At 38.5% G+C, this 15543-nt stretch carries 19 protein-coding genes; 16 read left to right on the top strand and 3 right to left on the bottom strand.

All coding sequences use genetic code 11. The annotated features are described in order from the left end of the window. The first annotated feature begins 36 nt into the window (after positions 1 to 36). The 3 genes from GQY27_RS03550 to GQY27_RS03540 all read left to right on the top strand — a co-directional run bounded on the left by GQY27_RS03550 (position 37) and on the right by GQY27_RS03540 (position 2691). Positions 37 to 915: a LysR family transcriptional regulator gene (locus GQY27_RS03550; RefSeq protein ID WP_160032161.1), complete on the top strand. Its 879-nt coding sequence runs from the start codon at positions 37 to 39 to the stop codon at positions 913 to 915. Positions 916 to 1158: 243 nt separating this feature from the next. Then, positions 1159 to 1737, top strand: a complete 579-nt coding sequence (locus GQY27_RS03545; protein WP_160032160.1) for a hypothetical protein — start codon at positions 1159 to 1161, stop codon at positions 1735 to 1737. 297 nt (positions 1738 to 2034) lie between these two features. Then, positions 2035 to 2691 (top strand): hypothetical protein, encoded by a 657-nt coding sequence (locus GQY27_RS03540; protein WP_160032159.1) that lies wholly within the window; start codon positions 2035 to 2037, stop codon positions 2689 to 2691. A gap of 74 nt (positions 2692 to 2765) precedes the next feature. On the opposite strand, the gene GQY27_RS03535 is transcribed toward GQY27_RS03540, so the two are convergent. From GQY27_RS03535 to nirB, 3 genes are all read right to left on the bottom strand, one after another. Beyond that, a complete protein-coding gene (locus GQY27_RS03535) occupies positions 2766 to 3551 on the bottom strand; it encodes a formate/nitrite transporter family protein (RefSeq protein ID WP_160032158.1) in 786 nt (261 codons plus the stop codon). Between the two features lie 67 nt (positions 3552 to 3618). Beyond that, a complete protein-coding gene (gene nirD / locus GQY27_RS03530; protein ID WP_201450672.1) occupies positions 3619 to 3945 on the bottom strand; it encodes a nitrite reductase small subunit NirD in 327 nt (108 codons plus the stop codon). 29 nt (positions 3946 to 3974) lie between these two features. Further along, positions 3975 to 6404 (bottom strand): nitrite reductase large subunit NirB, encoded by a 2430-nt coding sequence (nirB, locus tag GQY27_RS03525; RefSeq protein ID WP_160032157.1) that lies wholly within the window; start codon positions 6402 to 6404, stop codon positions 3975 to 3977. 375 nt (positions 6405 to 6779) lie between these two features. Between nirB and GQY27_RS03520 the strand changes: the two genes are divergently transcribed. The 13 genes from GQY27_RS03520 to tnpB all read left to right on the top strand — a co-directional run bounded on the left by GQY27_RS03520 (position 6780) and on the right by tnpB (position 15436). Next, positions 6780 to 7322, top strand: a complete 543-nt coding sequence (locus GQY27_RS03520; RefSeq protein WP_160032156.1) for a GNAT family N-acetyltransferase — start codon at positions 6780 to 6782, stop codon at positions 7320 to 7322. A gap of 109 nt (positions 7323 to 7431) precedes the next feature. Next, positions 7432 to 7911 carry a hypothetical protein gene (locus GQY27_RS03515; protein ID WP_160032155.1) on the top strand — a complete coding sequence of 160 codons (480 nt, stop codon included), beginning with the start codon at positions 7432 to 7434 and terminating at the stop codon, positions 7909 to 7911. Between the two features lie 47 nt (positions 7912 to 7958). Further along, complete coding sequence (locus GQY27_RS03510; RefSeq protein ID WP_160032154.1) at positions 7959 to 8492, top strand: shikimate kinase; 534 nt, start codon at positions 7959 to 7961, stop codon at positions 8490 to 8492. 117 nt (positions 8493 to 8609) lie between these two features. Next, the gene (locus GQY27_RS21660) at positions 8610 to 8768 is read left to right on the top strand and encodes a hypothetical protein (protein ID WP_442950877.1); all 159 of its coding nucleotides are present in this window, start codon (positions 8610 to 8612) and stop codon (positions 8766 to 8768) included. After that, a complete protein-coding gene (locus GQY27_RS21655; RefSeq protein ID WP_236570471.1) occupies positions 8738 to 9112 on the top strand; it encodes a hypothetical protein in 375 nt (124 codons plus the stop codon). Before GQY27_RS21660 ends, GQY27_RS21655 begins: the two co-directional genes overlap by 31 nt. Positions 9113 to 9145: 33 nt before the next feature. Then, a complete protein-coding gene (locus GQY27_RS03500; RefSeq protein ID WP_201450671.1) occupies positions 9146 to 9676 on the top strand; it encodes a DJ-1/PfpI family protein in 531 nt (176 codons plus the stop codon). 332 nt (positions 9677 to 10008) lie between these two features. Further along, complete coding sequence (locus GQY27_RS03495; protein WP_160032153.1) at positions 10009 to 10635, top strand: histidine phosphatase family protein; 627 nt, start codon at positions 10009 to 10011, stop codon at positions 10633 to 10635. A gap of 559 nt (positions 10636 to 11194) precedes the next feature. After that, on the top strand, positions 11195 to 12214 hold the full coding sequence (locus tag GQY27_RS03490; RefSeq protein ID WP_160032152.1) for a serine hydrolase domain-containing protein: 1020 nt from the start codon (positions 11195 to 11197) through the stop codon (positions 12212 to 12214). A gap of 30 nt (positions 12215 to 12244) precedes the next feature. Beyond that, the gene (locus tag GQY27_RS03485) at positions 12245 to 12742 is read left to right on the top strand and encodes a hypothetical protein (RefSeq protein ID WP_236570470.1); all 498 of its coding nucleotides are present in this window, start codon (positions 12245 to 12247) and stop codon (positions 12740 to 12742) included. 58 nt (positions 12743 to 12800) lie between these two features. Then, positions 12801 to 13160: a DUF3139 domain-containing protein gene (locus tag GQY27_RS03480; protein WP_201450670.1), complete on the top strand. Its 360-nt coding sequence runs from the start codon at positions 12801 to 12803 to the stop codon at positions 13158 to 13160. Between the two features lie 14 nt (positions 13161 to 13174). Beyond that, positions 13175 to 13570 (top strand): GNAT family N-acetyltransferase, encoded by a 396-nt coding sequence (locus GQY27_RS03475; protein WP_160032150.1) that lies wholly within the window; start codon positions 13175 to 13177, stop codon positions 13568 to 13570. Between the two features lie 368 nt (positions 13571 to 13938). Further along, positions 13939 to 14364 (top strand): IS200/IS605 family transposase, encoded by a 426-nt coding sequence (gene tnpA / locus GQY27_RS03470; protein ID WP_160032149.1) that lies wholly within the window; start codon positions 13939 to 13941, stop codon positions 14362 to 14364. Next, the gene (gene tnpB / locus GQY27_RS03465) at positions 14348 to 15436 is read left to right on the top strand and encodes an IS200/IS605 family element RNA-guided endonuclease TnpB (RefSeq protein ID WP_160032485.1); all 1089 of its coding nucleotides are present in this window, start codon (positions 14348 to 14350) and stop codon (positions 15434 to 15436) included. Before tnpA ends, tnpB begins: the two co-directional genes overlap by 17 nt. Positions 15437 to 15543: the final 107 nt, after the last annotated feature.

The raw sequence follows: 15543 nt of genomic DNA, 5'->3' as shown, positions 1-15543 counted from the left end.
ATGCATATTAATTATATGGGAGATAACAAAATAGTTATGAACAAATCGCAAATTGAACTTATTGTTCGCATATCAGAAACAGGAAGTTTTACAAAAGCTGGGGAAGAGCTACATATGACACAACCTGCGGTAAGTCGTACCGTAGCAACAGTTGAATCGCAACTAGGAACAAAGTTAATTGAAAGAGATAAGAAAAATGGGTTATTTTTCACAGATGTAGGAGAGCGTGTATTAGTTATTTTCAGAAAGGTTCTGATTGAATTACAAAAAGTAGATGAAATAGTTGCAGCTGAACGAGGGTTAGAAATTGGGAAGGTACACGTTGGAGCTTACCGAACTGCTTGTACTAGATTTATTCCTAAAATCATACGTACAATGGAAAAGCAATATCCTGGTCTAGAAATCAAGTTTTCGGAAGGGAGTGTAGATCAAGTTAAAGAGTGGTTACGTTCTAAATGCATCGATGTAGGAATTATTATTCCTCCTGATCAAGATTTTGATACCATTTCTTTAATGAAAGATCAATTGATTGTACTTATGCACTCAAGTCATCCTTTATATCAGAAAGAAACAATAGGTATTCCTGACTTACAAGATGAAGATATACTCATTGGAAAAGGAGGTTATGAGGTGCAGGTTCATGCTTTATTCAAAGAGTATAACTTGACTCCTAAAGTACGGTTTGAAATGGATTATATAGAGACAGGATTAAGTATGATACAAGAAGGATTAGGGATTATCATTACTACTAAAAAAAATATTTGGACGTTGCCAGACCAAGTCGTTTTTCGTGAATTAAAACCAGATACGTTCAGAGATATCAATATAGCAGTGCTAGATATTAAGGATATATCCAAAGCAACAGATGCCTTTATTCAAACAGCTCTTACTCTTTTTGCTAACGACGATGTTTAAATGTCGCTCAGTTATGTTCTATTTAGGCGTGTAGACACTTAGAATTTCTTGTTTATTTTTTGCTTTAATCAATTTTGTAAACTTATTAGCTTTGGTTTTATAAAAGTATTCTACCTTTGATTCATGATCTCTCTATGTGCCGTTTTGAAATTTCATGTGAGAAAAGAAGGGGATAAGTGCAATAATATGGAACAACTACATAGCCATTAACATTACTGATGAACATATAAATGAGGTTAGAAAATGAATAAGGATAGAAATTGGACCGTTTTATTTATTGGTGGGGCATCGGGAAGTGGTAAATCCAGTATTGCTTATGAGATTGCTCGATTTTACGGGGTGAATGTCTTGGAAGTAGATGATGTTCATCTATCTGTAAAAACAGTTACAACCAAGGAGCAATTTCCTGTAATTCATTATTGGGATTCTGTTAAAGATGGGAAATATGTTGGAGTTGACGGGACGGTAGACTGGCTGATTGATGTCAGCAAAGAGATGGCTCCCGTATTAAGAGAGCTTGCAAACAGGCATATTGAAGATAAACTACCTATCATTATGGAAGGCGATTTTATCCATCCCGAATTCACATTATCTTTCGATAACCCGCAGGTGAAATCAATATTTATACATGAATCAAATAAAAATCAGATCGTGCAGAACTATTTAGCAAGAGAAGGTGGCGAATTACAACATGACAGAGCCGAAGTAAGTATTTCATATGGCAATTGGATAGCAGATACATGTAAGAGAAAAGGAATTAAACTAATTGAATCAAAACCTTGGAACACAGCTTTGAGCAGAGCTGTAAATTGCTTATTGTAAACCTATGAGGAGTTAATACAGCCCATTGAAATATCCTAATGGTATAACTTAATGAGGTATCATTACTTGTATATCATGTGACATGGGTTCCTTAGTTCAGACACTTCATACGTATCTTTACTAAGGGGGCAGAAAGGAGGGTGGTGTGATTAATAATTCAAACGAGATCATGGCGACAAAAGGTTTTTGTCAAAAGCAGAACTCAAGAATAAATAACAATATTACCTTATACTCAGAATAACTTCATCTAACAACAAACTTATACATCGAATATGATGTGGAGAGGGAGTGTCTTCCGTGGAAATGAAAGATGAGAAAGGAAATGTACTAGGGATACTAGACATCGACTCGCTTAACAGGGACAACGTGATGGAGGCCATTATTAAGGAATTAAAGCCTGGTATGGGTAAGGGAATTTATATTGCAGATGCTGGTGAAAAAAAGATTAGCCAACAAACAAATTATAAAGCAGTAGAATGGACAGCAGGTCTTACTGCTTTAAGAGAAAAGGCCTCTCCGTGGGAACTCTCATTTCCTATGGATGCGGAACTTGAAGATATCCGGGTGTACTATGGATTTGATAATTTAACGAGTCAAGAAATAGATGAGATGATAGAGGAAAGCAAAAGAACGGGAAAGCACGTGGTGCTGCGAGATCTGAGACCAAATCATACATTAGTCGGTTTAAGCGTCACATATAACAAGGGGGGACGGGATTTTGAATTCAGAATATTTGGAACTACAAAAAGCCGAATTCAATTATCCGATGTAGAGGACTATACATATGAAAATGTACTAATACGAGGGAATGAGGCCGTGTATATTGGAGATGGTGATAAGCAACAATTAATCTGGATTGAGATGGACTCACGTGACAAGGCACTTCAATATGAGATAATAACAAAAGGTAGTGACAGGGATTGGATCATATCTATTGCTGAGACTTTGTTATAAAAAAAGCCCCTTTGTGCGCTGCACTTCAGGCCGGATGGACCGTGCCGAAGTGAATCACAAAGGGGTTATCTTTTTTATTGTTTTTTCGATTTTGCCGAACTCATAAACCAGTAGGCCATACCTACAAAAACGGAGCCGCCAACGATATTCCCAAGGGTAACAGGAATTATATTATGCAGCCATCCTGCAAATGTAATCGTTTCTGGGTGCCCAGGTAGCATAAGAGCAATGGTCATGAGTGACATATTGGCTACACTATGCTCAAATCCCGTCGCAATAAATGCGTACAGCATCCACCAGATGAGAATAAGTTTAGCTGTGTCTTCTTTTGTTCTCATCGATGTCCATATAGCCAAACATACGAGCCAGTTACATAAAATGCCGCGAAAAAATAATTGGTCAATAGGCATGGTCATTTTTCCAGCAGCGGCTGTAAAGAGCAGGTGATCTGGCGGAATTTTGCCGAATACACCAGATCCATAGATCAGAAGGCAAAGTACAACAGCGCCAAGCAAGTTGCCGAAGAAGACGATTGCCCAATTCTTAAATGTAAAAGCCCAAGAGGTTTGCTTCGATAAACTACTTACTGTAAAGAGCATATTATTACCGGTAAATAATTCAGAACCTGCAAAGATGACAAGTGTGAGTGCAATACCGAAGGACATCCCCATGACGAGCTGAACGGCTGGAGAGCCTGCGGCTTTAAATGAACCGCCTACTGTAAAAATGAGCATAATACCAATTCCAACATAAGCTCCTGCAAGCATGGCAGCAATGAAGTAACGCAGCAAACTTGTTTGCATAAGCTTTTTTTTCGCTTCTACTGACTGATTAACTAGTTCGATTGTTGATTGGAACATCGTCTTCCCCTGCCTTATCTATGGTTACGAATAACGATTTAGTTAATAGTGTTTATATCACCAAATATTACCTCATTGTAACATATATTTTATTTTCTTCTACAAGAACGGGGAAGGTGCGAACTTGACCTTCGTCCGGTGCTTGAACGCATCCATCCCGCATATCAATTTTCCAATCATACAAAGGGTCATACACATAGTGTCCAGAGACAATCCCTTCGTTCAAAGGTCCGCCTTTGGGATGAGGACTGCAATCCTCCAGTGCATAGATCTTTTCAGCAGTTTTAAATATAGCAAGACTCTGTCCCTCAATCACAACTGTTCTTCCTACACGTTCTAAAAATTCATCTGTCGTCCCGATATAAACTGAGTTTTCGGTGATTGTATTAGACATCTATGAACACTCCTTTTTAAATAGTATACTTAAGATTTCGTTACGACTACTTTTTCAAATAAGGTTTCTTTCAGTTTTTGATCTTTCAGTACTTTTTGCCATGGATCTTCCGTGCGGCTTAGTGCGATATCCATTCGCTTCGCAAGCTGTTTGCGCTGTTCAACATCTGCTACCGTATTACGTTGAATGAGATCTAGACCCACACGTTCTACCCAGTCCGAAGTACGTTCTAAATATTTAGCTGTTTCTCTGTAGAACTGAAGTACAGCAGCACTGATTTCAATAAGTTCTTCATCTGTTTTTACTTTGCATAGCAGGTCAGCAAGTCTTGCTTTAATACCGCCGTTACCGCCTACATAAATTTCCCAACCGCCGTCATTACCGACGATACCAATATCTTTTGTACAAGATTCTGCACAGTTACGCGGACAACCGTTTACTGCAAATTTGACTTTAGCAGGGAAGTCAACACGTTCAAATTTTCGTTCAATCAGATCACCGATATGGAGGGAATCCTGTGTTCCAAAACGGCAATAAGCTGATCCGACACAAGTTTTAACGGTACGCAAGGATTTCGCATAAGCATAACCAGATGGCATATTTAGCTCTTCCCACACTTTAGGCAGATCTTCTTTTTTCACACCCATCATGCCGATCCGTTGACCGCCTGTCATTTTTACAAGAGGCAGATTGTATTTAATCGATATATCGGCAATCTTTTTCAAATCCTGTGGTGTTGTCATACCGCCATACATCCGAGGAACAACGGTATAAGTTCCGTCTTTTTGAATATTCGCATTCATACGCTCATTAACAAAGCGAGAAGCAGGTTCATCTTGATAAGTGGTTGGCCACAGCATACCGAGATAGTAGTTCAGAGCAGGGCGGCACTTCGAGCATCCTTCTGGTTGACTCCATTCCAGGGCTTTCGTTACTTCTGCAACGGTATGAAGGTTTTGCTGTTTAATTGCCTCTACAACCTCATCTCTCGACATTGTTGTACAGCCGCAGATGCCTTCTTTAACTTCTGCATCAAATCCATTTCCGAGGACAAGCTGCATTACTTGTTCTACCAGCGGTTTACATCCGCCGCAAGAGCGGGATGCGCCTGTTTTCATTTTCACTTGATCAAGAGTAGTAAGACCGTCAATAGTAACAGCATCGACAATCATTTTTTTCGTTACGCCATTACATCCGCAGACGATATCGTCGTCCGTTAATTCAGCGGCTACGTTTACTTTGGCTCCGCCGCCGCAGCATCCGCCTGTACCTGTTAATTCTGCATATAGTTCTTCGGTCATGAGTTCGCCTTTTTTAACGAAACGTTCAAGACGGGAAGAGTCATCAATGTCCCCAAATAGAACAGCACCAACGATTACGTTATCCTGCATTACAATCTTTTTATATGTACCTTTCCATCCGTCATGCATTGTAATGGTTGTATGTTGTTTTTCTTCCATAAAAGTACCTGTTGAGAATACATCAACGCCCGAAATTTTAAGCTTTGTCGAGCAGATCGATCCTTCGTATGGTTTCGTTTCTACACCTGCAAGGGACTTCGCAAGTACCGCACCTTGCTCGAATAATGGTGCAACAAGGCCATAGCATGTACCGCGGTGTTCTGTACATTCTCCGACTGCAAATACATCAGGTACAGAAGTCTGCATGTAATCATCAACAACAATACCGCGGTTGACTTCGATTCCACTATTGCTTGCAAGTTCCGTATTTGGACGAATACCAACAGACATAACGACTAAGTCTGCTTCGAGCTCCGTACCATCTGTAAAAGTAAGTCCAGTAACGCGGGTATCCCCTTTTAGAGCAGAGGTTTGTTTACCTAATGCGAATTTAATACCTTGGCTTTCCAGTTCTTTTTCGAGCATTTTAGCTGCAGTTACATCTAGTTGACGTTCCATCAGATAATCAGGCAGATGAACAACCGTTACATCCATACCTAGCTGAACAAGTCCTTTGGCTGCTTCGAGGCCTAACAATCCTCCGCCGATGACAGCTGCTTTTCTATACTTCGCTGCTGCTGCAATCATCGTCTCACAGTCTTCAATATCGCGGAAGCCAATGACTCCTTCGAGATCAGAACCCGGAATAGGGAGAATAAATGGATTCGAACCTGTCGCGATAATAAGGCGATCATAGTCAACTACCGATCCATCATCCATTTGAACTATTTTTTGATCTGTATTAATTTTCGTACCGCGTTTACCTGTAATCAGGTGAATACCGGCCGATTCGTACCAAGCACGGTCATTAATTACAATATCATCAATCGTCTTGCTTCCCTCTAATACATAAGAAAGCATGATACGATTATAGTTAGGGTGGGGCTCAGCACCAATTACGGTAATGCTGTACTGATCTGTAAGTTTAAGAAGCTGTTCAATTGAATTCATACCAGCCATACCGTTACCAACAACAACAAGCTTTTGTTTTTGAGTCATAGTTAGTTCCTCCTCGTTGATTCCACTGATATCCATTAAAGTTATTTTTATAGCGATTCAAGAAAATAAAGTATGTGACATTTTTCACATGAATGTTTAAAAAAAAGAGAACACTTACAATTCTGATTACTTGTACTTTGTTATTAGCTAACTTCTTTATATATTCAATAATATAGACTTTTGAATCTCAAAGAGTGAGTAAAATCACATAGAATATGTATTTTTCGTGAATGAAAATAGTGGAAGGATTATCAAGTGTCAATGATCTATTGATTTCATATTTTAACGGCAGAGGGTATCATCATTTTGTTATCGGATGTATATTTATGGAATAAAGAAACCTTGTTTTCCATTTTAGGTCGAGGAGAATATTCTATGAAAGAGTTACCGGTGATTCCATTAGAACGACTCATTTTACGGCCATTTCGTCAAGAGGATGCCGAGCAGGTACAGCTATTGGCAGGCGATAAGTATATTGCGGAGACAACTCTATATATCCCGCATCCCTACGAGGATGGAATGGCAAAGGATTGGATCGATACACATACCGAACAATTCAATGAAGAAAGATCACTTACTCTAGCTGTTGTACACAAAGAGAATTCTTACTTAATTGGTGCGATAACGATTGGATTTAATGAAAAGTTTGATCATGGGGAGCTCGCCTACTGGATTGGAAGAAAGTATAAGAGTAATGGCTATTGTACAGAGGCTGCAAAAGGGATTGTGCAATATGGATTTGAAGAAATGAAACTGAACCGAATCTACGCTCGTCATTTAGTGAGGAATCCTGCATCAGGTAAAGTCATGCAAAAGATCGGTATGAAATATGAAGGATTATTAAGACAGCATGTTAAAAAGTGGGGAGAGTATGAAGACCTCGTATGTTACGGATTGTTAAGGGACGAGTACGTATAAGGTAGGTTAAGGAGGGATTGTCACGAAGATAATTAGAATCGGTTTAGCTGCTTGCCTGCTATCTAATCTTGGACTATTGATCGGATGCAGCGGACAAAACGAAAATCTCGTGAACGAGGTGTATATAGAATCCCAAAACATTACCCAAATAGACCAAGAAAATAAGGGAACGGCTATTCCTTATAAACAACTTCGTTACACTAAGGCTTCATCTGATTTTTCCTGGGAAGGGAGCACCGAGGAACTGCCTGAGGAAATCATAGATCGATATGATAGTTATGCGAATTCAGTACCTGGCGGATTTGTGATACAAGAAACGCCTTCTGAATATTTTATATGTGTGAATTTTGGAGAGAAGGAGTCCGTAACTAAGGGATTTAAGATTAATTCTTTAGCTATGCACGAAATAAATTCAGAGAGAAGCTTTTTAAGAATACATGCTATCCCTGTGTCTTATGAAGACGCGATGGATAAGAAAGTACATGGAGAAGTCACTATAAGAGCTCTGATCAGTGTGGCGAAGAAAGATTTGCCTGAGGGAATTGAGATCAATGAGATGATCTTGAGTGTGGAAGAGGAGAAGGAGTAATTTATATTCGCTAACAATATAGACTATCCCTAGAGGTGAGAAAAAGAATGGCAAACATTATTTTAATCGGACCCATTTGTGCGGGGAAATCAACGGTGGCTGAGTTATTAGCTCAACATACGGGAATGCCGAGATGTTCGCTAGATGACATAAGATATCAATATTACGAAGAATTAAATTATGATCACGATCATGCACTGCAATTGCAAGAAAAGTATGGTTTTTGGGAGAAGTATAAATATTGGAAGCCTTTTGAAGCTCACTTGGTTGTTCGAGTTCTCGAAGAATACAAAGATCATATTATTGATTTTGGCGCAGGTCATTCTGTTTATGAGGAGGAAGCTTTATTCCATAAAGTAGACCGGGCGCTGCATAACGAACCTTTTGTTTTTTTATTAATCCCTTCGATAGATAAAGAAGAGTCGGCACAGATTTTATGTGAACGCTCTGAACTTGATTTTAATCGATATTTTGTTGAGCATGAATCGAATGAAAGGCTAGCAAAACATATAATTTATACGAAAAATCATACTCCTGAAGAAACGATGAGAGAAATGATGAATTATATATCTGTAATTTAATAGAAGCTCGAAGGTCGTTCTGCGGAAGACATTTTTGAAGAGCGATTAATTGATTTGATTCCAAACTATTCTTCTGTACTGGATGCAGGCTGCGGTCACGGGGAGTTTACGTTAAAGATGTCCAAGTACACGAATAACATCATCGGATTTGATAACTCTCAAGAACTCATCAAGATTGCACATACTTTATTACAAAACAGTTCCGTTAAAATGTTGACTTTGTTTACGCTACAACTAAATCGGAGATGCCTTTTGAAGATGGCCAGTTTGATCTGATTTATGACCGCAGGGGACCGACATCCATTATTAATCATAATCGATTATTAAGACTGGGTGGAATGATACTTGGAATTCATACGAATGTAGACAAGGTAAAAGTAAGATTGATGGAAAAGGGTTATCAAGAAATCGAAATTGAAGAATACAACGACTCTGTCACTTATTTTCCGAATGAACAAGAGTTTGCTAAGTTTCTATCCGACATCCCTGGTAATCCAGACTATACAAAGGCAGAGCTGAAAGAGGCACTAGAGAAGAAATTAAATGAAAATATCATGAACGGAAGAATTGGTGTTAGAGAACATAAATTCATTTGGAGAGCGATTAAGCCTGGTTCATGATTTGAAAATTCATATACTTAGGAGCTGATCTTGGTGACAAGAAAAAGAAATGTAGCCGTACTACTGTATGAACATGTCGATGGATTAGATTTTTGCGGAGCATACGATATATTTGCCACCGCAAGCGATTGGGGAAAAGACTTTTATACGTATACGGTCAGCGAGAAGTCAGAGTTAATAAATACGATAAGTTCTTTTACTGTTGCTCCTAAATATAACTTTAGTGATTGTCCGAAGCCCGATATTCTAGTCGTTCCTGGAGGTATAGGGGCTAGGACGGAAATGAATAACTCAGAATTGACATCGTGGATTAGGTGTACCTCGGAAAATGCAGAAATCGTACTATCCATATGTACAGGCGCCCTACTACTAGCAAAGGCTGATTTGTTAAGTGGACTTAAAGTAACAACGAATCAGCGGGCTATGGACTTGTTAGCACAAGTCGCACCTAAGGATTGTGAAATTGTAAGAGATGTTAGATATGTAGACAACGGCAAAATTGTGATGTCCGCAGGGGTTACGGCTGGAATGGATGTTTCTTTACATGTTATCCCAAGTTATTAGGTGAAGAGCGAGCTGTAGAAACTGCTTCTAGATTAGAGTATGGATGGAATCGGGAAATTCTTTAGTCAAATATTTGAGAATTCATTTATTCGCCGCATGAAATCAAAAACAACATACTAAAGAAATAACAGAAACATAAGTATCAGAGAGTAGAGATGACTATGAAAAAAATAGATCATGAGGATACGGGACATTACATATTAGACGAGAAGGCCAAAGCGACGATGATGGAGATTGTAAACGAGAAAGAAGAGCGATGAACTTGGATGGATTCCTACCTTGGAAACTTGGCTTACTAGGTAAACATTTAATAATGAGATGAGGTGAGGGAGATGGGAACTACATTTTTTCTCGTAAGGCATGGAATAAAGGAAAAAGCGATTGGAGACGTTCCAATCACTCCACAAGGTATCATCCAAGCACAAACTACTGCTGAGCATATCAGTAAGTTACCGATCCATGCAATCCTCTCTAGTCCGCTTCGAAGAGCGATAGAAACGGCGGAGTATATTGCTGCTAAAACAAATGTAGAGATCATCGTAGATGACCGTTTACGGGAGCGTGCGAACTGGGGAGATCTACCGGAACAGACATTTCAGGAATTTACCCAGATGTGGGATAAATGCACCCTGGAACCCGACTATATTCCTCCAATAGGAGATTCTGTGAAGTCCGCTTGTAAAAGAATGACCTCTTTATTAACGAGTCTTGCAGAAGAATATCCTTCTGGAAGTAATATTATCATTGTTACCCATGGGGGACTCATTACTGATTATATTGTGAATACATTTTCAGAGGATGTGCTTCATCATTTTCATCCCGAGTTTGTTGCGGAACAAAGCAGTCTAGTTTCTGAGTGTTCAGTTACTACACTTACTTATGATGGTGAGAATTATGCAATTGATCGTTTTGCCTCAATAGAACATTTAATGAATGAACCAGAGGAATCAACCTCTTGAAGAATATCTAATAGATAAAGAAGGAAAATAAAATAATGAAGATTATGGTCATTGGTTCAAGCGGTTCGGGTAAGTCAACATTTTCACGAAAACTTGGAGAAATATTGAGTTTGCCTGTGTATCATTTAGATCTCTACTATTGGAAGCCAGGCTGGATTGAAACCCCGAGGGATGGGATGATTTTAACCGTCAATTAGTTGCCAAAGATCAGTGGATCATAGATGGACACTATGGACGAACGCTGGATATACGGTTACAAGCAGCGGACGTTATTCTATTTTTCGATATATCACCTGTGATCACGACATACCGAGTAATCAAACGCAGAGTACAATATCATGGTAAGACAAGGCCTGATTTAAATGAAGGTTGTCCAGAGTCGATTGACTGGCCGTTTATTAAGTATGGCTGGAATTTCAGGAAAGATAAGAGACCGAATATATTAAAAAAGCTAGAGGAAAATGTAAATAAGAAAATCATCATTATTAAACGCCCCATAGAGGCTAAAAGGTTATTAAATAAGATAACAACAGATGGAGTATTAGACTAATGATGAGAGGTGATTTCCATACAATTTAGTACACTGAATCAATATGTATCTGAGATCCAAAGACAGATTAATGCTACAGCTGCTGCAACCTATATTATTCAAAACGATGTAGTAGTTAATGAGTGGTATTCAGGACGGCATGACTCATTTTCTTCATCTAGAACGGTTGATGCAGAATCCCAATTTAACGTGGCTTCTGTGAGAAAGACCTACCTTGGATTTGCGAATAGTTTGCTTATCGAATCTGGAATGATTCATAGCATAGATGATGAAATTGGACATTACATAAATGAAGATCTAGATCTGATAAAAGGAATAACCATACGGCATTGTTTAACTCATACGCATGGTCTCCATATTAGTGAAGGGAAGGTAGTAAGCTCTTTTTTGCCTGGTACAGACTGGGCTTATACGAATTTGGGTATTAACCTTCTAATTGAGTTGGTTCAATGTGTAACAGGTACATCACTAGCCGACTATATTCAACATACATTATTAGAACCAGCGGGACTAGTTGAGACGGGCTGGCGAACTCAGTATGAAGAACGATTAATCTATAATTACTATCGTGACGAGGATAATTGTGTTGGACCGAATGACAGTCCTGCAGGGGAGCAGAGCAATCTTTTTGTAAGTGCCAGGGAATTAGCATTGTGGGGAAATCTGCATCTCAACAAAGGAAAAATGCAGGGTAAACAGGTTTTCCTAGAAACTATTTTTAATAGAATTACAACTACTCATACACCAGAGACATTGCCATCTCATTTACCAAGACAGGGCTTCATATGGTGGCTGCAAAGTAGTTCACCCCTAGATCAAATAGGCAGTAACGTACCTGATGGGTCATATCAAATTCTTGGTATAACCGGTTGTGCTTGTCTGGTCATTCCTAAATATCAAGCGGTAGCGGTACGGATGTATAATCAAGTACACAACAAGAGTGGTTATAACTATTTGGAGGATATAAGACAATTTGGTAATAAAGTGTTTGAGGCTTTTGATAAGAATTCAGACAAGCAAGAGAGGTAATTGGAAATAAGAACGTAAAGGAAAACGCATATGAACTACTCGTTATATCATTATTTTGATAGAAAAATAGGACCCTTTAGGAATCTTTCAAGTTTACCTCTCCAAAAAGCAATAGATATATCTAAACAGATTAATAAAGAAGGAAAGACATTTGCGAGTCAAAGGTCTCTTGATTATATCGAGAATAGAAGAAAACTTGAAATGCTCGCAAGAGAACAGTTTATTGCTAAAGGCGGTAAACCAAAAAACTCATTCCCTCATTATATGACTTTAGGAGCGTGTGATTGGCTTAAAACGTGGTACACCAATCCGGCTTGGATTGTACTACATTGGGATGATTTCACAGAGTCATCTATTAGTTTTACATACGGTGATCTTTTCCCAACCATGCGAGTTCAGGATGATAAACCCTATCGCAGACAAGTCTACACAAAGCAGGAGATTATAAGAGTAATAGACAAGTATGGAATGCCTCAGATAAAGGACCGTAACGATATATTGAAGTCCAGATCTGGGATGATCAGTTGATAAAGGAATATCAATAATCTAAGCAGCTAGGAACTTTAGACAATATAAATTAAAGGATATGGTTGAGATTATAAAAAGACGAGTGTTACTTATTTTCATGGCGATTATTATCATTATCGTTGTCTTAACACCTGTCACATACGTGCAGGTAAACAAATACAAATATGCGGATAGAGTAACGAATTATCTATTGGAGGAAGAAAAATACAGTAGAGAAGATATAGAATCTGTAAAAGGGGTTTGGGGAAAGAAGTTACCTTCTTTTTATACTCTCGTGACCTTTAAGGATGAACCTTATGTGGAATATGTGTACTTTGCTCATAATGAAATTATACAATTTGACTACCGATTGACTGAAGAAGGTAAGGAAAAAGGAGTGACGAAATCAAAGCTGAAACATTATGTACCCCACAATTAGAGGAGAATGTTCCCATGATTATTTATTCAGAGGAAAAAGTACAGAATGCGAGCGATGTAGCACAAGTTTTTAAAAATTCCGGAATTAAACGACCTCATGAAGACTACGAAAGAATACAAAGAATGATAGATAACGCGGATCTATTAATTACAGCTTGGACGAACGGGAAAATGATCGGAGTTGCAAGAGCGATAACGGATTATTCGTATTGCTGTTATCTATCTGATTTAGCAGTAGATTCAGCCTACCAAAAGGATGGAATTGGAACAGAACTGGTCCATCGTGTACAAGCTCTAATTGGTGATGAGTGTTCTTTGGTACTTCTTTCTGCACCGAGAGCAGTAGAGTATTACCCTCGATTAGGATTTGAAAAAGCAGATAAAGCATTTGTAATGAAAAGAAAGAAATAATCAGAGACCAAACATTAAAAGTACAATTTGAAATAGACTCTAGGTAGATTACGAATCTTAAGGAGTTGGGATAATGAAACAGTTTACTTTTGATGTTCCTATGGTAATAAGAGTCTATAAAAAGACGCATCGTGACTTATATTTGTACATTAGCACACCGGAATCAGAAGGAGAAAATAAACCGGCTTTATTATTCTTTAACATTCTTTCCGAAAGAATTCTCCTTCCTCAAAACATGTGAAAGGGCGAATAGCCCCATGTTTAGGTGGGAGATGAAATTCGGTTTGGCAAAGCCAAAAGGGGTTTGTTTTTGATTTCGGTATGTAATGATATAATCAGTCTTATAAGTGTGAAAGGCTGGTGTATAAATGAAATTAGATAGTAATAACCATTCAGTCTTCTTATTGCAGTACCATTTGGTTTTAGTGGTTAAATATAGAAAAATGGTGTTTGATGATGCACTTTCAACATACGCAAAAGACATATTTTTACGTCTTTCTAAAAACTACAACGTAACATTGATGGAATGGAATCATGATAGTGACCATGTACACGTTTTATTCAAGGCGCATCCGAATACGGAATTAACCAAATTCATTAATGCGTACAAAAGTGCAAGTTCTCGACTGATAAAACGGGACTTCCCACAAGTAAAAAAGAAGCTATGGAAAGAAATGTTCTGGTCGAGAAGTTTTTGTCTGCTGACCACGGGCGGTGCAACACTGGATGTCATCAAAAAATATATTGAAAATCAAGGCGAAAAGCGAGGTGCAGGACGTGCTAAAAGCGTATAAGTATCGTATCTATCCAAACAGCGAACAGCGTCTATTCTTTGCGAAAACATTCGGTTGCGTTCGTTTTGTCTACAACAAAATGTTAGCGGACAGAATTTCTTCATATAAAGAATTGCATGAAAAAGAAGATAAAACGATTAAATATCCGACACCCGCTCAATATAAGAAAGAATTTGAATGGTTAAAAGAAGTGGATAGTTTAGCATTAGCTAACGCCCAAATGAATCTAAACAAGGCATATGCTCATTTCTTTCGGGATAAATCCGTCGGATTCCCAAAATTCAAAAGTAAAAAAGAAAACTATCACAGCTATACAACCAATAACCAAAAAGGTACCATCTCAATTGAAAATGGGAAGTTGAAATTACCGAAACTCAAATCACTTGTCAAAATCAGGCAACACCGTCCATTTTTTGGTACTATCAAATCGGCTACCGTTTCGAAAACCCCAACAAATAAGTATTTCGTATCCGTTTTGGTGGAAGAAAACGAGCAATTATTTCCGAAATTGGACACACAAGTGGGCATTGATGTGGGGTTGAAAGAGTTCGCCATCTTATCAAACGGGCAGCGATATGAAAATCCAAAATGGTTTCGTAAAGCGGAAAAACGATTGACTTTTTTGCAACGTTCCCTTTCTCGCAAAAAGAAAGAGTCTTGCAATCGCTATAAAATGCGATTGCAAGTAGCGAGACTTCATGAAAAAATCGCCAATCAACGTGCCCATTATCTTCACTGTATTAGTCACGTCATTACGAACGAAAACCAAGTCATTGTGATGGAAGACCTAAAAGTGAAGAATATGCAAAAAAATCGCAAATTGGCGAAAGCCATTAGTGAAGTATCCTGGTCGCAATTCAGAACCATGATTGAGTACAAAGCAATGTGGAAAGGTCGAGATGTCATCATCGCTCCCAAAAACTATGCAAGCAGCCAATTATGTTCGAGTTGTGGGTACAAACATGCAGACGTGAAAAATCTCAACTTGCGCGAATGGATATGTCCCTCTTGTCACACACAACATGACCGAGATTATAACGCTTCTCTCAATTTGGTCAAATTAGCTATGTAAGATGGTCTATTTTTTAGAGGTCGGAACGACCTTGTTAGCTTGGTTCATATAGAACGCTATCAAAAGGTTCTACTTCCCAAGAAGCCCCCACTTCTAAGCGTAGCGTA

Origin of the sequence: Paenibacillus sp. An7 (assembly GCF_009870785.1) — a bacterium.
In the GTDB taxonomy this organism is placed as follows: Bacteria; Bacillota; Bacilli; order Paenibacillales; family Paenibacillaceae; genus Paenibacillus.
The sequence above is the reverse complement of the archived record's forward strand: the minus strand, read 5'-3'. Positions and strand labels throughout refer to the sequence as shown.

What these genes read in the sequence shown, in the direction of transcription:
- GQY27_RS03550 (WP_160032161.1), top strand. Translation starts at nt 37, where the DNA reads ATGAACAAATCGCAAATTGAACTTATTGTTCGCATATCAGAAACAGGA.
- GQY27_RS03545 (WP_160032160.1), top strand. Translation starts at nt 1,159, where the DNA reads ATGAATAAGGATAGAAATTGGACCGTTTTATTTATTGGTGGGGCATCG.
- GQY27_RS03535 (WP_160032158.1), bottom strand. Translation starts at nt 3,551, where the DNA reads ATGTTCCAATCAACAATCGAACTAGTTAATCAGTCAGTAGAAGCGAAA.
- nirD (WP_201450672.1), bottom strand. Translation starts at nt 3,945, where the DNA reads ATGTCTAATACAATCACCGAAAACTCAGTTTATATCGGGACGACAGAT.
- nirB (WP_160032157.1), bottom strand. Translation starts at nt 6,404, where the DNA reads ATGACTCAAAAACAAAAGCTTGTTGTTGTTGGTAACGGTATGGCTGGT.
- GQY27_RS03520 (WP_160032156.1), top strand. Translation starts at nt 6,780, where the DNA reads ATGAAAGAGTTACCGGTGATTCCATTAGAACGACTCATTTTACGGCCA.
- GQY27_RS03510 (WP_160032154.1), top strand. Translation starts at nt 7,959, where the DNA reads ATGGCAAACATTATTTTAATCGGACCCATTTGTGCGGGGAAATCAACG.
- GQY27_RS21660 (WP_442950877.1), top strand. Translation starts at nt 8,610, where the DNA reads ATGTCCAAGTACACGAATAACATCATCGGATTTGATAACTCTCAAGAA.
- GQY27_RS21655 (WP_236570471.1), top strand. Translation starts at nt 8,738, where the DNA reads ATGCCTTTTGAAGATGGCCAGTTTGATCTGATTTATGACCGCAGGGGA.
- GQY27_RS03495 (WP_160032153.1), top strand. Translation starts at nt 10,009, where the DNA reads ATGGGAACTACATTTTTTCTCGTAAGGCATGGAATAAAGGAAAAAGCG.
- GQY27_RS03485 (WP_236570470.1), top strand. Translation starts at nt 12,245, where the DNA reads ATGAACTACTCGTTATATCATTATTTTGATAGAAAAATAGGACCCTTT.
- GQY27_RS03480 (WP_201450670.1), top strand. Translation starts at nt 12,801, where the DNA reads ATGGTTGAGATTATAAAAAGACGAGTGTTACTTATTTTCATGGCGATT.
- GQY27_RS03475 (WP_160032150.1), top strand. Translation starts at nt 13,175, where the DNA reads ATGATTATTTATTCAGAGGAAAAAGTACAGAATGCGAGCGATGTAGCA.
- tnpA (WP_160032149.1), top strand. Translation starts at nt 13,939, where the DNA reads ATGAAATTAGATAGTAATAACCATTCAGTCTTCTTATTGCAGTACCAT.